This is a genomic window from Methylobacterium sp. J-048 (assembly GCF_022829515.1).
In the GTDB taxonomy this organism is placed as follows: domain Bacteria; phylum Pseudomonadota; class Alphaproteobacteria; order Rhizobiales; family Beijerinckiaceae; genus Methylobacterium.
Genome location: NZ_JAKSYL010000265.1, coordinates 1 through 20,837 on the forward strand (window position 1 = coordinate 1; position 20,837 = coordinate 20,837).

A 20,837-nucleotide genomic window follows, 5' to 3' on the forward strand; every position below is an offset into this window, starting at 1 on the left:
CGGGTGGCCGCGCAGATCTGGCGTAGGTGGTCCTTCACGTTGCCGAACAGCGCAGCGCCGCGAGGGAACTTGTTCTTGGATAGCGCCTCGGTGTCGATGTAGCCGAGAGCCACGTCGAGCGCCTTCATCGGCTCGAAACAGGCCATCACGCGGTCGTTGTGCGTGTGACCAGCCGATAGGGTCTTGTTGACGACTGCGTAATTGCGCGCGGTACCTTTGTCAGTAGCCAGGATCGCCAGCACTTTGTCGGTCACGTCGGCGCGCAGATTGCGTGCCTGGATGATCTCGCCGTCAAACAGCACGTAGGAGTTGCCGGTCACATAGCCGGCGCTGACCTTCACCCGCTTGCCGACGAAGAACGCCGGCTGCGTGCTGCTGTCCTTCAGATTGTAGATACCGATGCGCGCGACGTTCGGCGTGCTGGTGTCCTTCATGGTGATCTCGAACGTCATGCGCAGGCCCTGCCCGCCGTTCTCGTCACCGCGGTAGGTCCAGGTCGCGCCGCCCTCGATCTCGACGGACATGTTGCGCAGGTATTGGTCAGTCATCGCTGCCTCTACCCACCAATGTTGCCGCGGGTGATGGTATAGGTGAAGGAGCGACGGTAGCTGCCTGTGTCGATGAGAGGCTTTGTGCCTGTCCGCCCGCGCCGGATCCGGGCTTTGATCGTGCGCTCGGCCAGGGGGGCGAAGGCACCGTCCGTGATCTGCTCCTGCACCGCGCTCACACCCATGAGCCCGATGACGTTGAGAGCTTTCTCCGGCGCGTCGAGGTCGCCGAGGAACGCAGCCTCGGCCGCTTTCTTCAGCCGGGCGGCGATCTGTTCTCGAATGCTCTCGATGCCCGGCACGAGGTGGGGGCGGGCGGGCAGGTTCTTCTCCGGGTCGCCGGTCTCGAAGCGGTAGCCCAGTGCGGAATTGCCGATCGGTGTCTCGCCCTTCTCAGCCGGGTGCATACTGTCAGCAGGGATGCCGACCAAAACCCGTTTCGACAGTTCGCGCAGCACCGACCGCGCGAACGGGTCGAGATTACCGGGCGTGACCGTGAGTTTGGATGTGATGGCCATGGCACAGTCAGGGAGGATTAGGTTGTGTGTTGCCGGCGCCGGCTCCGAGACGGGACCGCGCCGGCTGACGGGGTTGTTGGTTCACGACACTCGCCGCCTTGTCGCGCCCGACCCATGGAAGCCGGGAACCACGCCAGGGGAGGACTCACCCGAGCGCGGCATTCGGATTGGACGCGAGCGCCTTCAGCAGGCCGGACCACGCCTCGAAGTGCTTCTGCCGGGGGCCGGACTCAGGCGTCTCAGGGAACGCGGGGCCGAGCATGCCACCCTGACCGAGACGCTGCATCGTTGGACGCGCGCGGATCGTGCGGGCTGCCCCGGTACCGCCCATGTCGTAGACGACCCGCGAAGCCATCCGGGCCTGCTCATAGACCCGCTGTGCCTCGGCGCCCCTGACCGCCATGTCCTCGATCATGGCCGAGACGACCTCGCCGGCCGCTTGGGTCACGGCGCGCTCGGCCTGGTCGGCAACAGCGCGCTTGGCGTGCAGGTCGATCTCAAGGGCCCGGGCTGCCTGCCGAGCGGCATCAGCATGGACACGAGCCTCGATCTGATCGCGCCGGGCGTCCACGCTGTCGGCATCCGGCCCCAGGTCTGGGCGGGCGCCACCCGAGGTGGCCCACAACAGGATCTTCTCAGCGAGCGTGTCGGCTCCGCGCATCTCGACGGTACCGCTGGTGGCGGCCTTGGCTTCCGCATCCGCCTCGACGGCCTTGGCCTTCGCCATAGCATCCGCGGCGATCGTCACGGCCTGCTGGGCTGCATCCCGAATGCGGATGGCATCCGCGAGGCGGGCCCGGGCTTCGGTCTCATTCTGCGGGGGCAGGACGGGCGGTGGCTCTTTCGGCGGGGGCGGAGGTGCCGCGGCGGCGCGACGGGCTTCCTGAGTAGCGTGGAGGACCGCGAGAGGCGAGGCCGTGCCGGACGGCGCAAGAGACGGTGGGGCGACGGGCGCCGCGGCTGCGACGGCGCTGGCTGTGCTCTCCCGGCGGTCGCGTTCGGCCTGCTGCGTCCGCTCGGCAATGAGGGCATCCAGCTCGGCGCGGTTACGGGGCGAGCGGTCGAGCGGAACGACGGTCGAGGCGGGCTCGGGCTGCTCAACGCGAATAGATGGATGGTGCGGGTGATGCAGGCGGCGATCGACCTGAAGCGCCGGCTCGGCCGGGCGGGCGGAAGCCGGCGACGGGTTGCTCGGCGCGAAGTGGTGCACGGGCTCGGCGCTCATCGGCCAGCCCTCCCGTAGAACTCGGCGGCCCTCTTGTTCATGTCGCGGAGCTGCTGGCGCTGATGCTCAGCCCGAGTGGCCCAGGCATGATCGAAGGCGGCCCGATCACGCTGCGCCTGCGTTGCGGCATCCCGGGCGGCGCGGTCCCGAGCGACAGCACGGGCTCGGGCGAGCTTAATCTCAGCCAGCTTCTCGCCGATCTCATCCATCATTTCCATGGTGCCGGACCGGTCGATGGCGTCCTTCATCAACTCGCCGAAGCGCTTAGTCGTAATCTGGACCGGCTTGGCCGTGTCCTTGAACTTGATGCTGATGGTGTCGGCCATGATGGCAAGGCTCCTAGTGATGGCGGGTTGTGCGGCGATAGGCTCGCCCGGCAGGAGCAACGGGTCGGAGAACCCCATTCTCGACTGCCGGGCTTCGCACCGAACGACAGGACAGGAAGACCGTCGCTCGATCCGGGGAATGAGGTTGACCTCGAATGGGCTGGTGGTGAGCGCGCTAGCCATCGAGAAGCCTCGCCCACATGTCGGGGTCGTAGTCCCCGGGCTGCTTCTGCAGGCTCACCAGCACACCGGCAGCGGCGTTCGCGACGTCGTCGTGCGCGCCCTTCATCTGCGGGTGGTCGATGATGTCCTTGCCGCTGCCACGGGTGGTGCGACGCTCCAGCGACACGAGCTGCTGCTGAAGGTTCGGGACGTTGAGCAGCCGACACCGCAGGCTGTTCAGCAGGGGCAGGAATTCGCGGTAGATGTCGGACTTCGACCGCTCCGAGACCTCGTAGGTGATCCCGCGGGTCTGGAACCGCTCCCGAGGCCACTCGCCGGCATAGCGGTCGCCGACGACCCGATCGATGCCGTAGGCTTTGCAGAGGCCTGAGAACTCCTCGACAATGCTGTCGGGCGAGACCGAGCGGATCTCGCGCACCGCATCGAGGATCGCCAGGTCGCCCTCGCTGTGCCCGATGGCCAGCGTCATCGCATCGGCGCCACCACCGGCCAGATCCACGAAGGCGCTGTAGGTGGTGCCCCCGATCGGGCCGATCTCGCGCAGATCGCCCGGCACGCAGGCCTGCACCGCCTCAAGGCTGACGAAGGCCTCTACATCCCGGCGGAACTCGGCGCCATACTCGGCCGAGGCGGCAGCCGGGTCGCGGGTGTAGGCCCGCTTCACCACCGCGGGATCCAGTCCCGGGTTCATGGTCTGCGAGGGGGCCCGCAGCACCAACACCGTCGGATCGCCGTCGGTACCGTAGTCGCGCTGGTAGGTGCGATACAGTTCGCCCTTCCGAGCATAGGGGCTGGACAGGACGCAGAGCGGGCCGCCAGTCGTTGCTAACCCAGGACGGATGGCGTCGAGGATCTCGGTGTCCGGATTGGCGCTGTTCTCCAAGTGCCAGAACGCCACCTCGTCGCAGAGCGCCGCCGCCAAGGTCTCGCCGCGGATCGTCTTGTAGTTTGCGGGGCGGACCTCAATGTCGACGCCGGCCTTCAGCCGGATGGTGTCGACTGTGGGCTCGCCCTCGACCATGTCCCGCATCTCATCCGAGTGCGTGAACACGCCCAGCACGTAGGAGAACACCTTCGCGGCCTGGACCGTGGTAGAGGCCATGATCGGCAGCTTCACCCGCTCGCCCGGGGCAGCCAGGGCGGCGTAGTCCACTAGCCCGGCGAGGTAGGAGCCGAGCACGCTGAAGGCCCTAGACTTGCCGCCGCGACGGCCCACGATGCCCCACAGCTCGTCCACGGGATGATCGGGCTCGCGCTCGCGCCCTGTCAGGGCCGTGAAGATCACCCGCTCGTCGTTGGTCAGCGGCTCGCCCCGAGAGGCGATCAGGATGGCGCGCCAAGGCGCCCAGGTCTCTCCGGGCAGGATCTCCCCGAAGATGGCGGGATCGGCCAGAGCCTCGCGCATGGTGCAGAGGGGGCGGCAGGCCGAGTTCATGCCGGGCGCCTCGCATAGCGCTCGCGCAGTCCAGGCCGCTCGGGAGCCTTCGGAGGCCCCATGCGGCGGGCCTGGCGGTCCATGCGGTCGCCGATCTGACCCAAGGCCTCCAGGTCGACGTTCTGGCCGCTGGCCATGGCCGCGTGCAGCTTGGCCATCTCGACAGCCAGCCCGGCATAAGCACGGGCGGCCTCGCGTGCAGTGACCGACATGGCCGCCTTGCCGCCGCGCTCGGCCTCCACCTCATCCAGCACGGATTTGTAGTGCCTAGCCGCCTCGGTGCTGCCCGGCACGGTCACGAGGAACGGCCGGCTGCCGTTGGCGAGCGCCGAGCGCTGCTTGGGCGAGCGAGTGGTGGCAGGTTGAGCTTGGAGCGACATTCGACCGACCGGTTATGGTCTGTAAAATATAGTCCCAGTCTAATGCTTTGTCCAATATTGATCTTTTCCGTTCCCGGACGTTCGCTGTCGTTCCCCGGCGTTCGCCTGTTCTTCTGTCTGGCCGTTCGATATCTGGATTCGGAGGGGCGGTAGCCCGGCATTGGACGGTGGTCTGTGCCGTGCATGAGCCGAACGCCAGCGGGAGGTGGACGTGGCGGACGGCTACTTGATCCGAGCCTTACTCGGCGGAGCGAAGAAGGACTTCCGGTGCGCCTCAGCCTGGATAGCCTTCGAGCAGCACAATCGCCTGGTCCGGCAGGGCTGGAAGGTGCACATCTTCAATCCGGCTCGGGACCAAATCACCGCTGACCAGCTTGAGGCCGCGGCGCAGGCTGAGATCGGTACCGCCGTGAACAGTGAGAAATCCGGTTAGAAATGCCCGTGATCGTGGGGCGGGATGTGGGTAGCAGATCTGGCATAAAACTAATGCACTGATGTTGCTATGTTTTCAGTCCTGCGAGGCGGACGGTGTATCCGCCGATAAGCGTTTCTGAGATGAACCATCCCAACCGAACGCCGTAGGTCAGCTGACCGAATTGATCCCCGGTTCGGAATTCGGCGTGTAGCAGAACCCTGAGCGGCATACCTCCGCGCAGATTTCCGCTGCGTTGCCGATGCCCGCCACACCAGACGATGTTACCATATTCGCGGGGCTCATCGTTGCCTGATGAATCCAAGCGCTCGCACCGCCTGGAAGGTTTGCTCCGTCTTTGTGGATTGAAGCTCCAATTCCGCTTCCGTCTCAAGATCTGAAAGTGTGAACTTCGAACATCATGGCTTCTCCCAGGATGGGCGGCGATCGAAACCAGTCACCGTTCCTCACGCATCCTGCCACCGCTCTGAGGCGCTGTCCCGTCACAACTCAGCATCGCGCGAGCCTGCTTGGCACTCAAACACGCAATTTTTCACGAGGCCCGGTCAATCCATGGTCTTAGCGTTCGACCGCACATTCCGCATATTTTCATCAACGAAACAGATCCAAACTCGCTAAATCTATGAAATCGACGATGCCCCTTCTCATCAGCTTCATCGCGGGAGCACATCCGGTACCTCTCGGGCTCATTGTCCTAACCGAATTGGAGGCCAGATGGTTGGTGAATGTCCTTTGGCTATCTTGATCTTACGGCATAAGGCGAAGCTGCGGGTCGATGCGTGGGATTGGTAGGAGGCGCCGATTGACGCCGGCGTTAGACATCCATGTCATGCTCGGAATTGCGCAGATCGGCTTCGGTTGCGCGCCAAATCACACTGTCCCCATCCATGAGGATCACGGCTCTTGGGAAGGCTAGGGGTGGGTTGTTGCTGGCAGCCTGAAACCGGGCGGTCTCATAAGCTTGGGTGGCCAAATCCTCGGCATCACGGCGGTCCTTCGCATCCGGCAGCTCGTGCTCTTCGAGAACGTCACCGCCGTCGGCTGCCGACATAAGCTTGTAGCTGTAGGGCACTGGTTGCCTCCTGCCTGAGAGGGGCAAGATAGGGCGGAGGCAATCAATCGGTGCTCATCAGTGCCCGAATAGGGCGACAACCACCGCCACCAGCGTCCCGCCCGCGATCGGTGCGAACAGCCCGAGGATCGAGATCAGGATGATGAGAGTGACGGCGGCGTTCTCGGCCCGCTTTGCATCTCGTGATGGTTTCCGCGGCGGCTCCCATGGTGGCGGGACGGATCGCTGTTCAGGTGGGACGAACACCAGCGATTCCTTGAAGCACGGGCCACGGGCTTGCGCTGAGGCTATGCGTGAACCGGCGGCATGTCACCGCGGCGGACGCGCGCTGCCTAATCGCATTCTACCGCGTTGCCCCTCCCGAACCTGTGGAGGTGAACCATGGCCTACGTGACCATCGAAAAAGACGGCGAGCCGTGGATGTTCTGCCACGCTACGCATGATGACGATCTTGAGCGTCAGATCGATGCTGCCCGAGCGGATGCTCCGAACGCCACATTCACGCACCGGCTCTCGACACCGATAGAGAGCCAGCACTGCGCCGACGCCATGGATGCCGAGGGCGGGATCGTCGAGGATACGTTCAAGTTCTTCGCCGTACCGGTGGTCGACGACCAAGCCACCTGATCGTCCGGCCAACAACGAACCCGAGGTGGAGTGGGACATGGACTCGTCCCTTGTGCTGTTGCATGTCCAAGAGGGACAGAGCCTGCTGGAGCTGATCGCGTCCCTGCTGCCGGACGATGAGGCGCCGGCGCACGACGAGGTCACTGTTGTCCGATCGCCCAGCTTCTTGTCTCGGTGGATCCCGAACTGGCAGAATTGACAGACAGGTCGCATAATTCTCATTGCAACCGATTAACTGTCATGGCTGAAGTCAATTTCTGTCTTCCGGTCGCTTTAACACCCTTTTAATCGAGGGTCGGCAAGCTGAGTAGGACAGGAGCCGAACGCCATGATCAGCGTCTCGTCCAACAACTACTTTGCCGTCGTTCGCGCCGCAGAGAACGAAGCGATCCGAACGGGGTCGCCGATGGATGGCAAGCAGTCCGTCGCCGTCGCGGTCGACAAGACGGAGCCGCCACCGGCGCCACCCGTCACGGACGCCTCTGCCACAGGGCGGGTTGTCAACGTGATGGTCTGAAGTAATCGGTGGTTCTGGAGACCCGCAGCTACAGTGCAATGTTATGCTAATTTAAGGCTAGTGATTAGAGAAGACCACTGCCTGTATGGAGCCAGTGTGGGGGATGTTGATGCCCAAGAACTCGGCTTTTGCCGTTGAGGACTGACAACGCATCATCCTGAGGTAATCCGCCCGCTCTGTCAGGCTTTCAGCTACGATGCTGCCGGGCCGGCGCTTGGCAAGGACGTGTGCCGTCGCTTCCATCGTGTCGGGCTCCGTGCCCCACTGAAGCTGGTTTTCGGCAATCGCAAGCAATGTCCAAAAGGGAATGAATTCGTCCGACATCAGAATATGCCTTGGCGCATGAGGGCTTCGACATGCTCCAATGCAATTGCCGAGCCCTGATTAATACAATCGGTCGCCATGGTTAATCATGCGTTAACCGACCTCGCGGAATGTGCATCTGCACGTCCGAACGACCAGGTTTGATACCTGGTGCAAGGTCCGGTGCTAGGGTTGGCTCAGAATTGAGTAGGAGGCGCACGTGCGGCACACCTACAAAATCGATGCGGCACTGAAAGGCCGAGGGCGGAAGACCCTACGCTGCGCCTCGGCCTGGGTAGCTTATGAGCAGCGTGACCGCTTGGTCCGACAGGGTTGGACGGTAAGCATCCTCGATCACGCCATGAAGCCGGTTGCGGTCGACCAGCTGGCAGCCGTTGCACGGGCCGAGAGCGGCGGCACGATGCGAGGCGCGTAGGAGCCAGGTAGTCATCGATTCGACGGAACCGAAAACCAGCGTATCCTCGCACCAGCCCCACAAGAGGGCCCGGGAGGAACGAATGTCCGCAAATTGGAAGCTGGTCAAAGACGATCTTGATTGGAGCTTGAACACCGGGGAGGATGTGAAGGGTCGAGCAGAGCTGAAGGAAGCTTTTAACAAAGACGATGCCAAATATGTAGGGTCCGCTATTGAGGCCTACAAAATAGGTCAGCGCGACAATCATAAACTGTCAAATATTTCTCGATGTGCGCAAGAGGACGACAAGCGGCTGTATAACATGGGCCGAAAACTCATCGGCCTAAAGGCTCTGTAGACATCGAGCTCTCAGCGCTAGTCCGGGCTGCCGTCGCTCAGACTTGCGCGCAATTGCAGCCGCGGATAAATCATTCGACTTTTGACTTGCAGTATTCGAGACAATCTGATGTGTGATGGATCTTCTTATATAGTTGTTTATTCTCAGCATCGCTTAGTCTGTCGTTTACTTTGTTTCTGAGTTTTTCCAATTCGTTCTGATAAAATTTGATTTCTATTTCCCACTGGTTATTTGCGCGGTTCTGGGCGTTGATAATCCGCGACTCTTTGTTCGGCGACGACATTGGTTCGCTCCAAGGGCTCATCGTTCATGTCCGCTAACTCGGATTGAGCGGGATGCGTCGGCTTATGCCCTGTCAGGTGCTTGCGCGGAACGGTCGACCAGCTGAGCGCCTAGGTTTCGCTGTCACCCGCAATGCTGCTGACGTCCCCGCTTCAGGCGCAAGCTTCCGTTAACCACACCGGGTTCCTGTGGATGGGCGTGGCCGTATCGAGCCGCGATCGATTGACCTGTCGGCGAGGGAGACCAGCGATGGACCAGCAAGCCGGGGATGACCACGAAGACCGCGCGCAGATGGAGTGAGCTTCCGCACGGCGCAGCTTCGACGAATTCGCCACATTCGGCGGACAAGGAGCGCGCCATGATCAGCTTGTCCAAACGCCTCGCCGTTGCCACGCCCGCCGCGCTCGGCATGGCGATGACCGCCGTCCTCATGGCCCACAGCGTCCTGACCTCGATGCACTGATCGCCGAAGCGGGGGCGGCATCGCCAACCCAGCGAGCAGCTAGGCACTCTGCTCGGCGAGCGTCATGCTCGCTGCCCCTCGCGCTGAGTTGCCCACGCACGGTCGCGTTCGGCCTGCAGCGCCCGCTGCTCTGCCTCGTAGGCGGCCTGCTCGGCGAGTTCCTTCAGCAGCCTTCGATCCGCCGCAGCGGCTGCCCGGCGCCGTTCTACATCAGCAGCAGCTTTCTGCCGAAGCACCTCCTCCAGGGTCGGCGGCTTCACGGGCCGCTTCGGTTTCGCCCTGGGCGGGGTCCGACGTGCCGTGCGGGGTGGTGGGTGCGGCCAATCCATTCTTGGCGGCGCTGGTCGAGAGCATCCGACGGCAACCTTAGCTTCGGCCAACGTCATGCCGGCCGAGGCAGCGACACGCTCGGCGGCGGCGAGACCAGCGGTGCGCTCACCAGCCGTCGCACCGCGCTTGGCCAGGGAGAGGCACTTCTCGAAGCGGTCGCGTTCGGTAAGCGTCATGGCAGGGCTCCGGAACCTTTTCGATGCTGCCGAGTGCTTGATGGAAGAGGAAGGCGCGTTCGACGCCGTCTTTTTGAGGGAATCCAATGAATACTAACAAGGGTTTGTTTTCGAAGATCGTCGCTTTTTTTACATTCAGACCAAGTGCGTCCGACAACAATCAGGGTTATGAATCGCGAAATTATGAAATCTACAATTCGAATTCCGGTAATATGTCGGCTGATTTTGACGGCGACTATCGCAGCGCGACGGCTATATTGAGGGAGCGCATGAGTAAGCGCTTCCCAGATAACTTTTACGCACGGGTGGGATCCGAGATGAACAGCGCGCGCGACTACGGTGACGAGCGTGCTAGCGCAATCGATACGGTTTCGGCCGCCATAGCCGCAGCACTCCGCAAAGGTGCAACGGTTAAGCAGGCGGCCGATGCAGGGGCGGCCAGCGTCGGTATCTGAATGGTGGTCGGTGGGCGGCTAGAGTCGCACCTCTGCTGCCCGCCGCTTCCGATCTTCCTGAACATCTCCGATAGCGATCACGATATCGCTGGCCGGCACATTCTTAAGCCTTGAGATGTTCTCCTTGGCCTGGGCGAGCAGCCGGCCGCACTCGGCGGCATAGCGGGCGCCCTCACGCTTGGCAGCCTCGGCACCGGCTTGGGCCGCGTTGACGGCGCTGGCGATATTGGATCGGGTCATCACGGATCCTTCGTTGCTAGTGAATGGTGCCAGGCCGCGGCCCGATCGCGGCGATCGTTTCTTCCAGCGCCAGCCGCTCGGCCTCGGCGCGGTCGAAACCGCCCTCAAATTCCCGGATCGCCGCGCGTTCTTCGAAGTAGGCGAACCAGTCCTCGGAGTCGTTGCCCGGAGCTGTCACACGTTCTGTCACTACCTCCGTCACACCCGGCGACGTGTGACGCAAAACTCTACCTGCTGCTTTTGTAGGTGTGACACGTGTGACAGGTGTGACACGTTGTTTTTGTTGATCTTTTTCGGGTGCCAAACGTGTGACAGCAGCGTGTGACGGCGTGTGGCCGGCGGGCTCTGTCACACGTGTCACACGTGTCACGCGCTTTTCCGCAGCAGAGAGGGACTTCGTGATCTCACGGAGCCGGAGGCGGAGATCAGGGCGCATCGGAGCCTCCATCGAACACGGCCGCCGTGATGACGTAGACCCGGAGGGTGGCGCCGCCCGGGGTTCGCTCAGACCGCTGCAGCCTGCCGTTCGGGTCGCGCTTCAGCATCCCTCGCTCGGCGAGGATCTTGGCCGTCGCAACTGGGTCGAGGCCGGTGCAAACCTCCGACTTCCACATCTCCGGCAGTACGAGCCAGACACGCCCGTCGCCGTGACCGCGACGCCAACCAGCACGGTTCGGAACCGGGCGGGCGTCGGAGTCGTCCACCGATTCGAAGCGGCTCTCACCGTGCGCCTCGAAGAAGCGTCGGGCCTGGGCGATGGCCTCATGGACCTCAGCTGGCTCGGTGCCGCCGCGCGACCCGATCCAGTCCGCCAGCGCCCGCGCCGCAGCAGCCTCGGCCTCACCTTCCTGCCACGGCACGATGTTGAAGGTTCGGGCCAGTTCGCCCGCCGCAGCGATCATTCCTAGCCGCGCAGCCGCCCGCCGGATCTGCCCGTCCGCGTCGGCTGGCGCATGCTCCATGACGAAGCTGTCCACGAGTTCGACGACGATGGCACGGGCCTCCTCCTGGCCCATGTCCATCAGCGCGCGAACGAAGGCGGGACCAGCCTCGCCGTAGGCCGACAGGGCGGCCTTCTGCAGGGCTTCAGCTAAACGGGCAGGATCGCCGTCGGGGCCGGCATTGTCGAACAGGCCATAGCCGCGGCCGGCATCTGCGGGCACGTCGAGCAGGCGCACCGCCTGACCCGCGTAGGCCTTGCGCTGCTTATCCTCCGCGATCTTGGCCGCCATCGGCAGCTCACCGGTCGAGAGCGTCAGCACCCGCCACGTCATTGGCGCGCGGATCGAACCGTCCCGGGCGGAGCGGCCTTTCCCGACGCCGCTGGCCAACTGATAGACGGCTGCGGCCGCGTCCCTTCCTTCCGCCACCCCGATCTCGTCGAGGCAGAGCAGGGTGTCGGTGACGACACAGGCCGTGGCCTCTTGAGCGTTGGCGGTCGCCCGCCAAGACCGGACGAACCCGGGACCCGGGCGCTTATCGGCCGGGATCGGCAGGACGATCGTCTCCGCAACCGGCTCGTCCGCCGGCTCGGGTTTCGTGGTCTCACCGGAATCCTGTTTGCGCACCCGCGCCGACATGCGCTTGATAATGGAGTCGTCGTTGGCGTTCTTGGGCTCCCAAGGCGGCAAGCCGATCTTCGAGCGCGCGTAGTCCTTGCACGCCATCTTGTCGTCGTTGGCGAAGCTGTCGACCGTGATGTCGTTGCCATCAGAGGTAATCCAAACCGTCATGCTCCGGTCCGGAGCCGAATGCCCCGGTCCTGGTGCGCGGACCTTGTCCCCACGAACCTCGCCACCGAGAGCGCGAGCGATACCGTCGAGGCTCAGCATGATGCGCCGCCCTCCTGTGCTTGAATAAGAGCTTGGATGAGGTCGGGGAGGCGGTCACGGCCCAAGCAGATGCCGCGCTTAGTCGGCATCGGCTCGCCGCCGGCACCGATCAGCCGCGCGAAGGTCCGGATGTCGACGAGGTTGAAGCCGTTGAAGGTGGTCAGGCTGACCCTGACCTCCTCCGTATTGTTCTTCGTGACCGTCGCGATGAGGGTAGGGGCGGTCATGCACGCCCCCAACGATCGGTGGTCGTGAACGCCAGTTCGGCGACGAGGTTGGCCACGGACGGCGTTAAACCGAAGCGGGCGGCGAGGTAGTCTTGTCGGAGCGCTTGGGCTGTCGTATCTCTCTGAGTGTCGACCTGGCAGAAGACACCTTTAGAGACCCGCCGCAGCCCGCGCTGTGCGCGGGTTTTCTGCTTCATGGCTTAGGCGCCCTCCTTCCCGGTGGACACGGAGAGCCCGAGCAAACGCTCAAAAGGCGCCACCGGTACGCGGTACAGGCGACCAATCTTGATCGTCGGGATCTCGCCGCGCCCCACGGCCTCGTAGGCGGTGTTTCGGCTCACCCCAAGCCACTTCCCTGCTTCTTCGACGCTGATCGTCTTTGCTCCTGTGCGCATGGTCTCACTCATCGACATGTCGGCGTCCTCAATTAAATGCGCGTGTTTTCGCGTGCAATTACATGAGATGGCGAGGCACGCCTTGTCAAGTAGATGCACGCAGGATAGCGTGCGCTAATTCGATGGGACGGAACTCGATGACCAGCGACGCACCGAAACGACGGGGGCGCCCTCCAATCGCGGAGGAGGACCGGAAATCCGGAAACCTGACATTCCGAACTCGCGGCGATCTTCGTTCGCAACTTGAAGCATCTGCTCAACAATCTGGAAGATCAGTTAGTGAAGAGATTGAGTACAGGCTCCAAGTTAGCTTCGATCGAAGATCAGTTGCGCTTCAAATGTATGGCGGAAACAATTCTGAGCTCATGGAAGCATTGTATTACGTCTTAGCTTCCACAAGATGGATGCCTGACTTTAATAATCATGCGGCTTCTCTTGCTGCTATAACGACTTTGTTGGCGTATTCTGGATGTACATATGGCGAATTGACGAGAAAAAACTTCGATCCCGCTATTTGGATGTTCCTAAGTCAGCTTGGAATTGCACGGGCATGTGGCTTGGATGCCGATGCCGCCCAGAAAGAAGCCGAGCGCATTGTTCCCGAGATGGCCTCTGCGATGCTGGACCAGCGAGTCGGTGAGGAGATTCTCCGGCGATCAAAAAAGGTGAAGCCGACATGAAAGGCCACATTCGCGAGCGCTCGCCGGGCAACTGGGCGGTCATTCTTGATGTTCGGGATCCGGAGACAGGCAAGCGCAAGCGAAAATGGCATTCGTTCAAAGGAACGAAGCGAGGCGCACAGAAGGAGTGCGCTCGGCTCATCACCGAGATCCAGAACGGCGGCTATGTGGAGCCGAACAAGATCCTTATGAGCGACCTGTTGTTGCGCTGGATCGACCACGCGAAGTCGCAGGTGACGCTCAAGACGCACGAGCGCTACACCGAGGTGGTCAAGAAGAATCTGATCCCAGCGCTGGGCGGAGTGCTTCTCACTAAACTCAGGCCGGCGCAGATATCCGCGGCCTACACCAAGGCACTTGTGAGCGGGCGCCGCGACGGCAAGGGTGGTCTTGCGCCGGCAACCGTAGTGCTCATGCACCGTCTGTTGAAGAAGGCTCTTAAGCAGGCCGTTCGTTGGGAGCTGACGGCTCGCAACCCAGCTGAGGCCGTCGATCCGCCTGTGGTTGAGCGCAAGGCGATGAACACCTACGACCTCGATCAAACAGTCGTTCTCTTGGATAACTTGGAGAAGTCCCGGCTGCTGATCCCGGTGATGATCGCCGTCCTCTGCGGGCTGCGGCGCGGCGAGATCGTCGCGCTCCGCTGGCGCCACATCGACTTGGCGAATGGGAATCTGACGGTCTCGGAAAGCATCGAGCAGACCAAGGAAGGCGTGCGTACCAAGGTGCCCAAGTCGGGCAAGGGTCGGGTTGTTACGCTGCCGGCGATGTTGATTGCTCGCCTCCGGCTGTTCCGTGTCCAGCAGGCCGAGGAGTTGCTGGCGATCGGTGTGCGCCAGACCGAGGCGACCCACCTCTACACGCGTGAGGATGGCGAGCCGATACAGCCCCGCACCCTAACGCAGGCCTGGCGCACGCTCGCGGCATCGAGCGACCTGCCGAAGATCCGGCTGCACGATCTTAGACATGCCCACGCGACCCACATGCTCGCGAAGGGCGTGCACCCGAAGGTGGCTTCGGAACGGCTCGGGCACTCGCGGGTCGGCATAACCATGGACCTCTACAGCCACGTCCTGCCGGGGATGCAGGAAGAGGCCGTCGCCCGCGTTGACGAGGCCCTATCTCTGGCGCTAGAGAAGCGCCCACGGAGTGTTGGGTAGCAATCCGGTAGCAAGCAGGGTTTACAACCGACCTGCAAAAGCGCCGATTTTGCAATAATCTCAAGGCTTTGGAGAGGTGGCAGAGCGGTTGAATGCACCGCACTCGAAATGCGGCATGCCTGCAAGGGCATCGGGGGTTCGAATCCCCCCCTCTCCGCCACTTACCTTCCCGTAGCCTTCCGCTACAGGCTGCTAAAACCCTCAAATCGCTAGGTAATCAGCAACCTGCCGTCCGCGGCGGGCCCTTGGCGTCTGCCCAAATCCGCGTTTATGATGTGGATAGCGTCATGGGTGCGAATACCATGCAGGGTAAGCTGACAGCGCTGGGTGTGACCCGTCTGAAGACCCCGGGCATGTACGGGGACGGCGGCGGCCTCTGGCTGCAGGTTTCCGGCAAGGGCGGGAAGAGCTGGGTCTTCCGCTACACCCTGAAGGGAAAGTCCCGGGAGATGGGGCTCGGCCCGGTGAGCACCTTCTCGCTGGCCGAGGCGCGCGACAAGGCCCTGACCTGCCGGAAGCTCACCTACGAGGGCATCGACCCGATCGAGGTGCGGCGTGGGCAGCGCCAGGACGCTGCTGTAGAGGCTGCAAAGGCGATCACCTTCCGCACCTGCGCCGCCGGCTACATCGAGTCCCACAAGGCCGGCTGGCGCAACGAGAAGCATGCCGCGCAGTGGACCGCGACCCTGGAGACCTACGCCTACCCGGTGTTCGGCGACCTGCCGGTGCAGGCGGTCGACACCGGCTTAGTGATGCAGGCGCTGGGGCCGATCTGGGCGACGAAGCCTGAGACGGCGGCCCGGGTGAGGGGCCGCATCGAATCAATCCTCGATTGGGCGACGACCAACAGCTACCGGCGCGGCGAGAACCCGGCGCGCTGGAAGGGCCACCTCGCCAACCTGCTGCCGAAGCGGTCCAAGGTCCGGAAGGTCGAGCACCATGCCGCCCTGCCGTTCAAGCACGTGCCGGCGTTCATGGCGCTGGTCGCCGAGCAGCCCGGCACGGCCGCGAAGCTGATGACCTTCACGATCTTGACGGCGGCGCGCACCGGCGAGGCGCTGGGCGCCCGCTGGTCCGAGATCGACATAGAGTCCGGCATCTGGACCATGCCGGCCGAGCGGATGAAGGGCGGCGCCGAACACAGGGTGCCGTTGTCGGAGCCGGCCTTGGCTATCTTGGCAGAGATGCAGGGCCTCGATGCCGAGTTCGTGTTCCCCGGCGGCCGGCGCGGCAAGCCGCTGTCCAACATGGCCATGCTGGTGCTGCTCCGGCGGATGGAGCGCACCGACTTGACGGTTCACGGCTTCCGCAGCTCGTTCCGGGATTGGGCCAGCGAGACCACGCACTTCCCGTCCGAGGTGGTGGAGATGGCGCTGGCGCACGCGATTGAGAGCAAGGTCGAGGCGGCGTACCGGCGCGGCGACCTGTTCGAGAAGCGGCGCGAGCTGATGATGGCTTGGGCCGCCTTCTGCGCTTTGTAGGCGAGAGGCGTCGATGACCGATGACGAATTCAGAGAGGAGTTTCTGAAGCGGCATCGCGACGAAACTCGGATGATGGTCACAGACGCACTAGTGCAAGGCTTGGATCAGCGGATCGCGAAGCTATCACAAATCATCAGAGAGGCCGCCGACAAGCCTAACATCCATCCATCTGAACAGCATGTATTGAGCAATGCTCCATGGAAAATCATCAGCGGGTGGAGCAACCTCCGCGATCATATGAAGTTAGTGCGGGCCCGAGACTTAGATGAGTATGAGTTTCTTGCCGAAAATATTCGAGATCTGATGCTCGGGCTTATCGACGGTGTCGGCAAGGGGACGACATCTCGAAGCGCTCTCAAGTATCATCAAAGGCGGCCGCGGGCGCTTGGCAGAGCAAGGAGAGCCGAGAAAGACAAACCGCGCGTCGAGTTGATTGCTGACGCAGTGCTGAAAGCTGCTCAGGAGGTAAAGCCGAATGCGAAAGCTTCCTCCATGAAGAACCTTGCCGAGTCGCTCTACCCGTCCGTGAAGAAGCTGCTCAAGGACACCGGGATCGAAGCTGGTCCAAAGGCGATCCGCACGCGCCTCGAACAACTCATTGAAAAGCAAACGCTTTCGCGTTCCGCTCTTATAGAACGCACCCCAAATTCATCGACAGCGGACTAAAGGTCCGCAATCATCCGCATGTCGCCGCACAGATCGGTGCGGACACAAACATCAGGTGCAGTCATGAACTACAATGTTCAGGCGGCGCAGGGAGACCTGCGTCAGTCAACGGGGAAGCTTTTGCATCGTCGCAAGGACGTGCAGGACGCCCTCTCCATCGGTCACGACACGTTCTACAAGCTGGTAGCCAGGGGAAAGCTGAGGACTGTCAAGATTGGCGCCGCAACCCTAGTACCCGACGACAGCCTGCGCAGCTTCCTTGCCTCGCTTGAGATGGAGGCCGCGTAGAAGAATGGCTTCCAGAAAAGGTGAAGCCCGCACGGCGGTGGCACGCCAGCGGGCTTCGGAATTGTCGTATCGCATCGACCCTTCCGATATAGCGCCTCACTCCCTCGCGGTCCATAGGATCAGCACTCGCTACGGCGTCTCACCGTCCCTTGCGGTGGTGCTTGCCGAACTCGCGTTCCCTCAAGTAGACACTTGGAGGGCCCGCGCATGATCACGGCGGCCAGCCCCATCCATACCGCCACGATCAACGGTGTCACGGTCCGCTTCTTTCGCGGGCCGGCCAATGGTCCTGACATGCCATGGCATGCCCATGAGGAGTTGCTGGCGGCACTCGCGCTGCCACGCGACCTGCGCCGTGCCCTGAAAGCGGCGCTCCTGAAGAGCTGGAAGGAGGCCTGCCACACGGTCGAGGTCGACGGCGAGCCGGTGCTGATCGCACCGCACTTCGTCGCGCAAGGCCTGATCGGCATGGCCCAGGAGGTCGGAAAGGGCATCACCACCACGCCCGATCTCGTCGACCGTGAGTACGCCCGCGCCGGTGTTGCCGCAATGAATGCCCTCACCGCGCACATCCCGGCGGCAGGGGACCGTTTCACCTGGGCGATGCAAGCCTTCCGTAATCAGGGAGGCGCGGCATGAACGCACCAACCCTCACCCCGGCTTATGATGCATGCTCTATAAAGCGGTCGCGCCGGTCCAAGTCCGACGTCTCCGACCTCAAGCAGGCCATCTACGATATCGTCGCCGCCGACCAGCCGATGACAGTGCGGCAGGTGTTCTATCAACTCGTCCACCGCGGACTGATCGAGAAGAGCGAGGCGCAGTATCAGCAGACGGTCGTGCGCCTGCTGACCACCATGCGGATCGAGGGCGAGCTGCCGTTCGCCTGGATCGTCGACCACAGCCGGCGCCGCCTTGTCACGGCGACCCAGACCAGCATGGCCGAGGCGGTGGAGGACACCGCCCGGTTCTACCGGAAGAGCGCGCTTCGGGATGCGCCCGCCTACGTCGAGATCTGGGTCGAGAAGGACGCCCTGTCCGGCATCATGTGGGACGTCACGTCCGTGTACGACGTGCCGCTGCTGTCCTCGAAAGGCATGCCGTCGATCACCTTCCTGCACACCACCGCGGAGCAGATGAAGTGGGAGTGGGAGGTCCGCGACCGGCCGACGTACCTCTACCAGTTCGGCGACCATGACCCGACCGGGGCGCTGATCCCGAAGACCATCGAAGCGCGGCTGCGGGAATTCTGCCCCGACGTCGAATTCATGATGGAGCGGGTGGCGCTGACCGAGGCGCAGATCACCGAGCACCGGCTGCCGACCCGGCCGACGAAGCGGGAGGGCAACCGCCACGCAAAGGGCTTCGAGGGCGAGAGCGTGGAATTGGACGCACTGCATCCTCGAACCCTGAAGGCGATGGTCACGGAGGTGATTGAGCGGCACATCCCTGCCTCGGCACTCGCTGCCCTGCGCGTCGCTGAGGAGTCCGAGCGGGAACACCTGCGCGCTTGGGGTGCCCGGTTCAGCGAGGGAGGTCGAGCATGAGTACGCCTCCCGAGATCTGCATCGTGGCGATCGACCCCGGGCTCACCGGCGCCGTCGCCTTCTACTTCCCCGCCTACCCGGAGCGGGTGTCCGTCGACGAACCTCGAGGATCCGCTCGAAGAGATTGAGCGCCGCGTCGTCGCGATCTGCCTGCACTACGGGATCAAGCCGGCCGAGATCGAGGGGCGCCTGTTCCTCAACTCCGGCCGCACCACCAGCATCGTCATCGCAAGCACCACCCGGGAGGGGACCAAGGTTGCCGAGCCGGTGGTGGAAGGCCTGACCCGCGCCATCCTCGACAACCGGATCGACGTGCTGGTGATTGACCCGTTCGTTAGCTCGCACCGCGTCACCGAAAACGACAACGCCGCCATCGACATCGTGGCCAAGGCCTGGAACCGCGTCGCGGAGGAGGGCAGGGCGGCCGTGGAGCTGATCCACCACGTCCGGAAGGGCCAGAGCGGCTCCACCGGCGAGTACACGGTCGAGGACGGCCGCGGCGCCGGCGCCTTACTCGCCGCCGCCCGTAGCGCCCGGGTGCTCAACCCCATGACCAAGGAGCAGGCGGACCGCGCCGGGCTGCCGACGAACCGTGGCTACTTCCGTGCCGACAACGGCAAGGCGAACCTCGCCCCGCCACCAGAGCGGAGCGAGTGGTTCCACCTGGTGCCAGTCGAACTCGGCAATGGGCCGGCGGACTCTATCGATGGAGGCGATCACGTCGCCGTCGTCGAACGCTCGCCGTGCCCTCTTGGCGCGCGCTGCCGATCAAGCCCTGAACGAATACGCACCGGGCGATCCTGAGCGCAACAACGCCAGCTTGGGTATGCGCATCACCTCGGCTCCACATTCGCCTTGCCCGTGGGCCGAGGCCAAGGCCCGGCTGACCAACGACCCAGATGCCGTCCTGCCGATGCCGGCGGACATGTAGCAGACCCCGCGCAGCAGACCGTGCCCGCCATAAGGGTCCGGGTATCGGTGCGCGCGGCTAGTGCGGGGGCTTTCGTGCTTCACCCCGCACGGCGCCAAGCCTTCGAGTGGCGCTCCCGAAGTAACCGATGGCAGGCGGGGTTGGTGATCCTGACCGGCGACCCGCCCCCACCAAAGCTCCCGGCGCGTCATGCTCCGTGCCGGGAGCGCTCAGCAGAAGGCACCGGCATGACGTTCGCGCGCAAGAACCTCGACGTGCAGTTCCAGCTCGCCAACGGTCAGTTCGATGGCGGCGGCAACTCTGCGTACCTGAAGGGTCACCGCGTCTCCGTGGTGATTGAGCAACCAGGCTCGCCGGATCAGGCCAAGGCCGCCATCGCCATCTTTGGCTTGCCGCTGTCGATGATGAATCAGCTCACCATCCTGCCGAGCCAACTCAACCACGTCGGCCAGAACTACGTGACCGTGCTGGCTTATGAGGAGGGCACGTCACCTTCCACCGTTTTCAAGGGCACGATCATGGCGGCCTATGTCGACGCCCGCGTGCAGCCGGATGTCGGCTTCCGTGTCGAGGCGCTGGCGGGGCTCTACACCGCCGTGGCCCCGGCCAAGCCGACCAGCGTGCGGGGCTCGGCCGACGTGGCTCAAACCTTCGAAATGATCGTCAAGGCCTCGGGCTATCGGTTCGAGAACAACGACGTGAACTGCAAAGTTCAGAACCCCTACCTACCGGGGGACGCCAACTCTCAGATGCGGTCGCTAGCCGAGGCGGCCGGCATCGAATGGGTGATAGACCGGGACACGGTGGCGATCTGGCCCCGCGGCAAGTCTCGGCAGGGTGCAGCCACGAAGGTTTCGCCTGACACCGGGATGCGCGGCTATCCGGCGTTCACTTCCTCCGGGGTCGAGGTGACGACGCTGTACAACCCGACCCTCCAGTATGGCGGCACCATCGAGGTCGAGAGCCAATTGAAGCCGGCCTGCGGCAAGTGGAACATCAACAACCTCGCGCACGAGCTTGAGAGCGAGTTGCCGAAGGGCAAGTGGTTCACAACCATCTCAGCTTCAAAGATCGCGGTCTGAGGAACGGAAGATGGGTGTGATCGACCATCTCCTAGCTGACGGCGCGGTACAGGCCGCGATCCGAGCGCAGCGCGAGGCCGAGCGGCGCTGGGTGCTGGCAGACGATAAAGACCCCGACCCGCAGCTGTGGTGCGCCGTGATGACGGTGGTCGCCTTCGCGCGAGCGGGCGGCAACTGCGAACTAGTACGCAACCTAGCCGGTGCGGCCGAGCGCGCGGAGCGCCGTGCCCGGGGCCATCTCACCGTCGTGAGGGATTAATC

The 20,837-nt window shown here is 63.3% G+C and carries 32 protein-coding genes and 1 tRNA gene; 18 read left to right on the top strand and 15 right to left on the bottom strand.

The genetic code is table 11. The features are described 5' to 3' along the window. The 6 genes from MKL09_RS26600 to MKL09_RS26625 form a co-directional block, all read right to left on the bottom strand. On the bottom strand, positions 1-548 hold a 548-nt coding region (locus MKL09_RS26600), incomplete at its 3' end, for a hypothetical protein (RefSeq protein WP_244025012.1). 8 nt (positions 549-556) lie between these two features. Further along, a complete protein-coding gene (locus MKL09_RS26605) occupies positions 557-1,066 on the bottom strand; it encodes a hypothetical protein (RefSeq protein ID WP_244025013.1) in 510 nt (169 codons plus the stop codon). 145 nt (positions 1,067-1,211) lie between these two features. Continuing rightward, positions 1,212-2,291, bottom strand: a complete 1,080-nt coding sequence (locus MKL09_RS26610) for a hypothetical protein (RefSeq protein ID WP_244025014.1) — start codon at positions 2,289-2,291, stop codon at positions 1,212-1,214. Then, the gene (locus MKL09_RS26615) at positions 2,288-2,617 is read right to left on the bottom strand and encodes a hypothetical protein (protein WP_244025015.1); all 330 of its coding nucleotides are present in this window, start codon (positions 2,615-2,617) and stop codon (positions 2,288-2,290) included. The genes MKL09_RS26610 and MKL09_RS26615 overlap by 4 nt, the downstream gene beginning before the upstream one ends. A gap of 175 nt (positions 2,618-2,792) precedes the next feature. After that, the gene (locus MKL09_RS26620; RefSeq protein ID WP_244025016.1) at positions 2,793-4,235 is read right to left on the bottom strand and encodes a hypothetical protein; all 1,443 of its coding nucleotides are present in this window, start codon (positions 4,233-4,235) and stop codon (positions 2,793-2,795) included. Then, positions 4,232-4,615 carry an NAD(P)/FAD-dependent oxidoreductase gene (locus MKL09_RS26625; protein WP_244025017.1) on the bottom strand — a complete coding sequence of 128 codons (384 nt, stop codon included), beginning with the start codon at positions 4,613-4,615 and terminating at the stop codon, positions 4,232-4,234. The genes MKL09_RS26620 and MKL09_RS26625 overlap by 4 nt, the downstream gene beginning before the upstream one ends. Positions 4,616-4,826: 211 nt before the next feature. Between MKL09_RS26625 and MKL09_RS26630 the strand changes: the two genes are divergently transcribed. Continuing rightward, positions 4,827-5,048: a hypothetical protein gene (locus tag MKL09_RS26630; protein WP_244025018.1), complete on the top strand. Its 222-nt coding sequence runs from the start codon at positions 4,827-4,829 to the stop codon at positions 5,046-5,048. Positions 5,049-5,862: 814 nt separating this feature from the next. On the opposite strand, the gene MKL09_RS26635 is transcribed toward MKL09_RS26630, so the two are convergent. Then, positions 5,863-6,120 carry a hypothetical protein gene (locus MKL09_RS26635; RefSeq protein WP_244025019.1) on the bottom strand — a complete coding sequence of 86 codons (258 nt, stop codon included), beginning with the start codon at positions 6,118-6,120 and terminating at the stop codon, positions 5,863-5,865. A 381-nt stretch (positions 6,121-6,501) separates the two neighbouring features. On the opposite strand from MKL09_RS26635, the gene MKL09_RS26640 reads away from it, so the two are divergent. The 3 genes from MKL09_RS26640 (at position 6,502) to MKL09_RS26650 (ending at position 7,264) form a co-directional block, all read left to right on the top strand. After that, positions 6,502-6,747 (top strand): hypothetical protein, encoded by a 246-nt coding sequence (locus MKL09_RS26640; RefSeq protein ID WP_244025020.1) that lies wholly within the window; start codon positions 6,502-6,504, stop codon positions 6,745-6,747. Positions 6,748-6,784: 37 nt separating this feature from the next. Further along, a complete protein-coding gene (locus tag MKL09_RS26645) occupies positions 6,785-6,946 on the top strand; it encodes a hypothetical protein (protein WP_244025021.1) in 162 nt (53 codons plus the stop codon). 129 nt (positions 6,947-7,075) lie between these two features. Continuing rightward, entirely contained in the window at positions 7,076-7,264 is a 189-nt protein-coding gene (locus MKL09_RS26650; protein ID WP_243965044.1) for a hypothetical protein, read from the top strand. A gap of 57 nt (positions 7,265-7,321) precedes the next feature. Here the strand turns inward: MKL09_RS26650 and MKL09_RS26655 are convergent, their stop codons facing one another. Further along, positions 7,322-7,588 carry a hypothetical protein gene (locus tag MKL09_RS26655; RefSeq protein ID WP_244025022.1) on the bottom strand — a complete coding sequence of 89 codons (267 nt, stop codon included), beginning with the start codon at positions 7,586-7,588 and terminating at the stop codon, positions 7,322-7,324. Positions 7,589-8,085: 497 nt separating this feature from the next. Between MKL09_RS26655 and MKL09_RS26660 the strand changes: the two genes are divergently transcribed. Then, complete coding sequence (locus tag MKL09_RS26660) at positions 8,086-8,340, top strand: hypothetical protein (RefSeq protein WP_244025023.1); 255 nt, start codon at positions 8,086-8,088, stop codon at positions 8,338-8,340. A gap of 807 nt (positions 8,341-9,147) precedes the next feature. Here the strand turns inward: MKL09_RS26660 and MKL09_RS26665 are convergent. After that, entirely contained in the window at positions 9,148-9,345 is a 198-nt protein-coding gene (locus tag MKL09_RS26665) for a hypothetical protein (protein WP_244025024.1), read from the bottom strand. A 332-nt stretch (positions 9,346-9,677) separates the two neighbouring features. On the opposite strand from MKL09_RS26665, the gene MKL09_RS26670 reads away from it, so the two are divergent. Beyond that, entirely contained in the window at positions 9,678-10,046 is a 369-nt protein-coding gene (locus tag MKL09_RS26670) for a hypothetical protein (protein ID WP_244025025.1), read from the top strand. An 18-nt stretch (positions 10,047-10,064) separates the two neighbouring features. Here the strand turns inward: MKL09_RS26670 and MKL09_RS26675 are convergent, their stop codons facing one another. The 6 genes from MKL09_RS26675 to MKL09_RS26700 form a co-directional block, all read right to left on the bottom strand. Further along, positions 10,065-10,289, bottom strand: coding sequence for a hypothetical protein (locus tag MKL09_RS26675; protein ID WP_244025026.1), 225 nt, complete (start codon positions 10,287-10,289; stop codon positions 10,065-10,067). A gap of 13 nt (positions 10,290-10,302) precedes the next feature. Then, the gene (locus tag MKL09_RS26680) at positions 10,303-10,464 is read right to left on the bottom strand and encodes a hypothetical protein (RefSeq protein WP_244025027.1); all 162 of its coding nucleotides are present in this window, start codon (positions 10,462-10,464) and stop codon (positions 10,303-10,305) included. 247 nt (positions 10,465-10,711) lie between these two features. Beyond that, positions 10,712-12,019, bottom strand: a complete 1,308-nt coding sequence (locus MKL09_RS26685) for a DUF927 domain-containing protein (RefSeq protein WP_244025028.1) — start codon at positions 12,017-12,019, stop codon at positions 10,712-10,714. Between the two features lie 92 nt (positions 12,020-12,111). Then, positions 12,112-12,345, bottom strand: coding sequence for a transcriptional coactivator p15/PC4 family protein (locus MKL09_RS26690; protein WP_244025029.1), 234 nt, complete (start codon positions 12,343-12,345; stop codon positions 12,112-12,114). After that, a complete protein-coding gene (locus tag MKL09_RS26695; RefSeq protein ID WP_244025030.1) occupies positions 12,342-12,542 on the bottom strand; it encodes a hypothetical protein in 201 nt (66 codons plus the stop codon). Before MKL09_RS26695 ends, MKL09_RS26690 begins: the two co-directional genes overlap by 4 nt. A gap of 3 nt (positions 12,543-12,545) precedes the next feature. Next, positions 12,546-12,752 (bottom strand): helix-turn-helix domain-containing protein, encoded by a 207-nt coding sequence (locus tag MKL09_RS26700; protein ID WP_244025031.1) that lies wholly within the window; start codon positions 12,750-12,752, stop codon positions 12,546-12,548. A 125-nt stretch (positions 12,753-12,877) separates the two neighbouring features. Between MKL09_RS26700 and MKL09_RS26705 the strand changes: the two genes are divergently transcribed. The 12 genes from MKL09_RS26705 (at position 12,878) to MKL09_RS26755 (ending at position 20,835) form a co-directional block, all read left to right on the top strand. After that, a complete protein-coding gene (locus MKL09_RS26705) occupies positions 12,878-13,420 on the top strand; it encodes a hypothetical protein (protein ID WP_244025032.1) in 543 nt (180 codons plus the stop codon). Further along, the gene (locus tag MKL09_RS26710) at positions 13,417-14,580 is read left to right on the top strand and encodes a site-specific integrase (protein WP_244025033.1); all 1,164 of its coding nucleotides are present in this window, start codon (positions 13,417-13,419) and stop codon (positions 14,578-14,580) included. The genes MKL09_RS26705 and MKL09_RS26710 overlap by 4 nt, the downstream gene beginning before the upstream one ends. Before the next feature lie 70 nt (positions 14,581-14,650). Beyond that, a tRNA-Ser gene (locus MKL09_RS26715) sits at positions 14,651-14,740 on the top strand. Between the two features lie 127 nt (positions 14,741-14,867). Then, the gene (locus MKL09_RS26720; protein ID WP_244025034.1) at positions 14,868-16,061 is read left to right on the top strand and encodes a tyrosine-type recombinase/integrase; all 1,194 of its coding nucleotides are present in this window, start codon (positions 14,868-14,870) and stop codon (positions 16,059-16,061) included. Between the two features lie 13 nt (positions 16,062-16,074). Next, positions 16,075-16,728 (top strand): hypothetical protein, encoded by a 654-nt coding sequence (locus MKL09_RS26725; RefSeq protein WP_244025035.1) that lies wholly within the window; start codon positions 16,075-16,077, stop codon positions 16,726-16,728. A gap of 63 nt (positions 16,729-16,791) precedes the next feature. After that, a complete protein-coding gene (locus MKL09_RS26730; protein WP_244025036.1) occupies positions 16,792-17,016 on the top strand; it encodes a helix-turn-helix transcriptional regulator in 225 nt (74 codons plus the stop codon). A 207-nt stretch (positions 17,017-17,223) separates the two neighbouring features. After that, on the top strand, positions 17,224-17,655 hold the full coding sequence (locus MKL09_RS26735; protein ID WP_244025037.1) for a hypothetical protein: 432 nt from the start codon (positions 17,224-17,226) through the stop codon (positions 17,653-17,655). Further along, positions 17,652-18,563 (top strand): hypothetical protein, encoded by a 912-nt coding sequence (locus tag MKL09_RS26740; RefSeq protein WP_244025038.1) that lies wholly within the window; start codon positions 17,652-17,654, stop codon positions 18,561-18,563. Before MKL09_RS26735 ends, MKL09_RS26740 begins: the two co-directional genes overlap by 4 nt. Next, entirely contained in the window at positions 18,560-18,691 is a 132-nt protein-coding gene (locus MKL09_RS32130) for a hypothetical protein (RefSeq protein ID WP_279606144.1), read from the top strand. Before MKL09_RS26740 ends, MKL09_RS32130 begins: the two co-directional genes overlap by 4 nt. Before the next feature lie 22 nt (positions 18,692-18,713). After that, a complete protein-coding gene (locus tag MKL09_RS26745) occupies positions 18,714-19,367 on the top strand; it encodes an AAA family ATPase (protein ID WP_244025051.1) in 654 nt (217 codons plus the stop codon). A gap of 270 nt (positions 19,368-19,637) precedes the next feature. Beyond that, positions 19,638-20,576 carry a baseplate hub protein gene (locus MKL09_RS26750; RefSeq protein WP_244025039.1) on the top strand — a complete coding sequence of 313 codons (939 nt, stop codon included), beginning with the start codon at positions 19,638-19,640 and terminating at the stop codon, positions 20,574-20,576. 10 nt (positions 20,577-20,586) lie between these two features. Further along, positions 20,587-20,835, top strand: coding sequence for a hypothetical protein (locus MKL09_RS26755; protein WP_244025040.1), 249 nt, complete (start codon positions 20,587-20,589; stop codon positions 20,833-20,835). Positions 20,836-20,837: the final 2 nt, after the last annotated feature.

Coding starts and splice junctions, on each gene's coding strand:
- MKL09_RS26605 (WP_244025013.1), bottom strand. CDS start 1,066: ATGGCCATCACATCCAAACTCACGGTCACGCCCGGTAATCTCGACCCG.
- MKL09_RS26685 (WP_244025028.1), bottom strand. CDS start 12,019: ATGACGGTTTGGATTACCTCTGATGGCAACGACATCACGGTCGACAGC.
- MKL09_RS32130 (WP_279606144.1), top strand. CDS start 18,560: ATGAGTACGCCTCCCGAGATCTGCATCGTGGCGATCGACCCCGGGCTC.
- MKL09_RS26695 (WP_244025030.1), bottom strand. CDS start 12,542: ATGAAGCAGAAAACCCGCGCACAGCGCGGGCTGCGGCGGGTCTCTAAA.
- MKL09_RS26730 (WP_244025036.1), top strand. CDS start 16,792: ATGAACTACAATGTTCAGGCGGCGCAGGGAGACCTGCGTCAGTCAACG.
- MKL09_RS26710 (WP_244025033.1), top strand. CDS start 13,417: ATGAAAGGCCACATTCGCGAGCGCTCGCCGGGCAACTGGGCGGTCATT.
- MKL09_RS26740 (WP_244025038.1), top strand. CDS start 17,652: ATGAACGCACCAACCCTCACCCCGGCTTATGATGCATGCTCTATAAAG.
- MKL09_RS26705 (WP_244025032.1), top strand. CDS start 12,878: ATGACCAGCGACGCACCGAAACGACGGGGGCGCCCTCCAATCGCGGAG.
- MKL09_RS26735 (WP_244025037.1), top strand. CDS start 17,224: ATGATCACGGCGGCCAGCCCCATCCATACCGCCACGATCAACGGTGTC.
- MKL09_RS26660 (WP_244025023.1), top strand. CDS start 8,086: ATGTCCGCAAATTGGAAGCTGGTCAAAGACGATCTTGATTGGAGCTTG.
- MKL09_RS26700 (WP_244025031.1), bottom strand. CDS start 12,752: ATGAGTGAGACCATGCGCACAGGAGCAAAGACGATCAGCGTCGAAGAA.
- MKL09_RS26725 (WP_244025035.1), top strand. CDS start 16,075: ATGACCGATGACGAATTCAGAGAGGAGTTTCTGAAGCGGCATCGCGAC.
- MKL09_RS26615 (WP_244025015.1), bottom strand. CDS start 2,617: ATGGCCGACACCATCAGCATCAAGTTCAAGGACACGGCCAAGCCGGTC.
- MKL09_RS26610 (WP_244025014.1), bottom strand. CDS start 2,291: ATGAGCGCCGAGCCCGTGCACCACTTCGCGCCGAGCAACCCGTCGCCG.
- MKL09_RS26620 (WP_244025016.1), bottom strand. CDS start 4,235: ATGAACTCGGCCTGCCGCCCCCTCTGCACCATGCGCGAGGCTCTGGCC.
- MKL09_RS26755 (WP_244025040.1), top strand. CDS start 20,587: ATGGGTGTGATCGACCATCTCCTAGCTGACGGCGCGGTACAGGCCGCG.
- MKL09_RS26640 (WP_244025020.1), top strand. CDS start 6,502: ATGGCCTACGTGACCATCGAAAAAGACGGCGAGCCGTGGATGTTCTGC.
- MKL09_RS26650 (WP_243965044.1), top strand. CDS start 7,076: ATGATCAGCGTCTCGTCCAACAACTACTTTGCCGTCGTTCGCGCCGCA.
- MKL09_RS26625 (WP_244025017.1), bottom strand. CDS start 4,615: ATGTCGCTCCAAGCTCAACCTGCCACCACTCGCTCGCCCAAGCAGCGC.
- MKL09_RS26645 (WP_244025021.1), top strand. CDS start 6,785: ATGGACTCGTCCCTTGTGCTGTTGCATGTCCAAGAGGGACAGAGCCTG.
- MKL09_RS26655 (WP_244025022.1), bottom strand. CDS start 7,588: ATGTCGGACGAATTCATTCCCTTTTGGACATTGCTTGCGATTGCCGAA.
- MKL09_RS26720 (WP_244025034.1), top strand. CDS start 14,868: ATGGGTGCGAATACCATGCAGGGTAAGCTGACAGCGCTGGGTGTGACC.
- MKL09_RS26690 (WP_244025029.1), bottom strand. CDS start 12,345: ATGACCGCCCCTACCCTCATCGCGACGGTCACGAAGAACAATACGGAG.
- MKL09_RS26670 (WP_244025025.1), top strand. CDS start 9,678: ATGAATACTAACAAGGGTTTGTTTTCGAAGATCGTCGCTTTTTTTACA.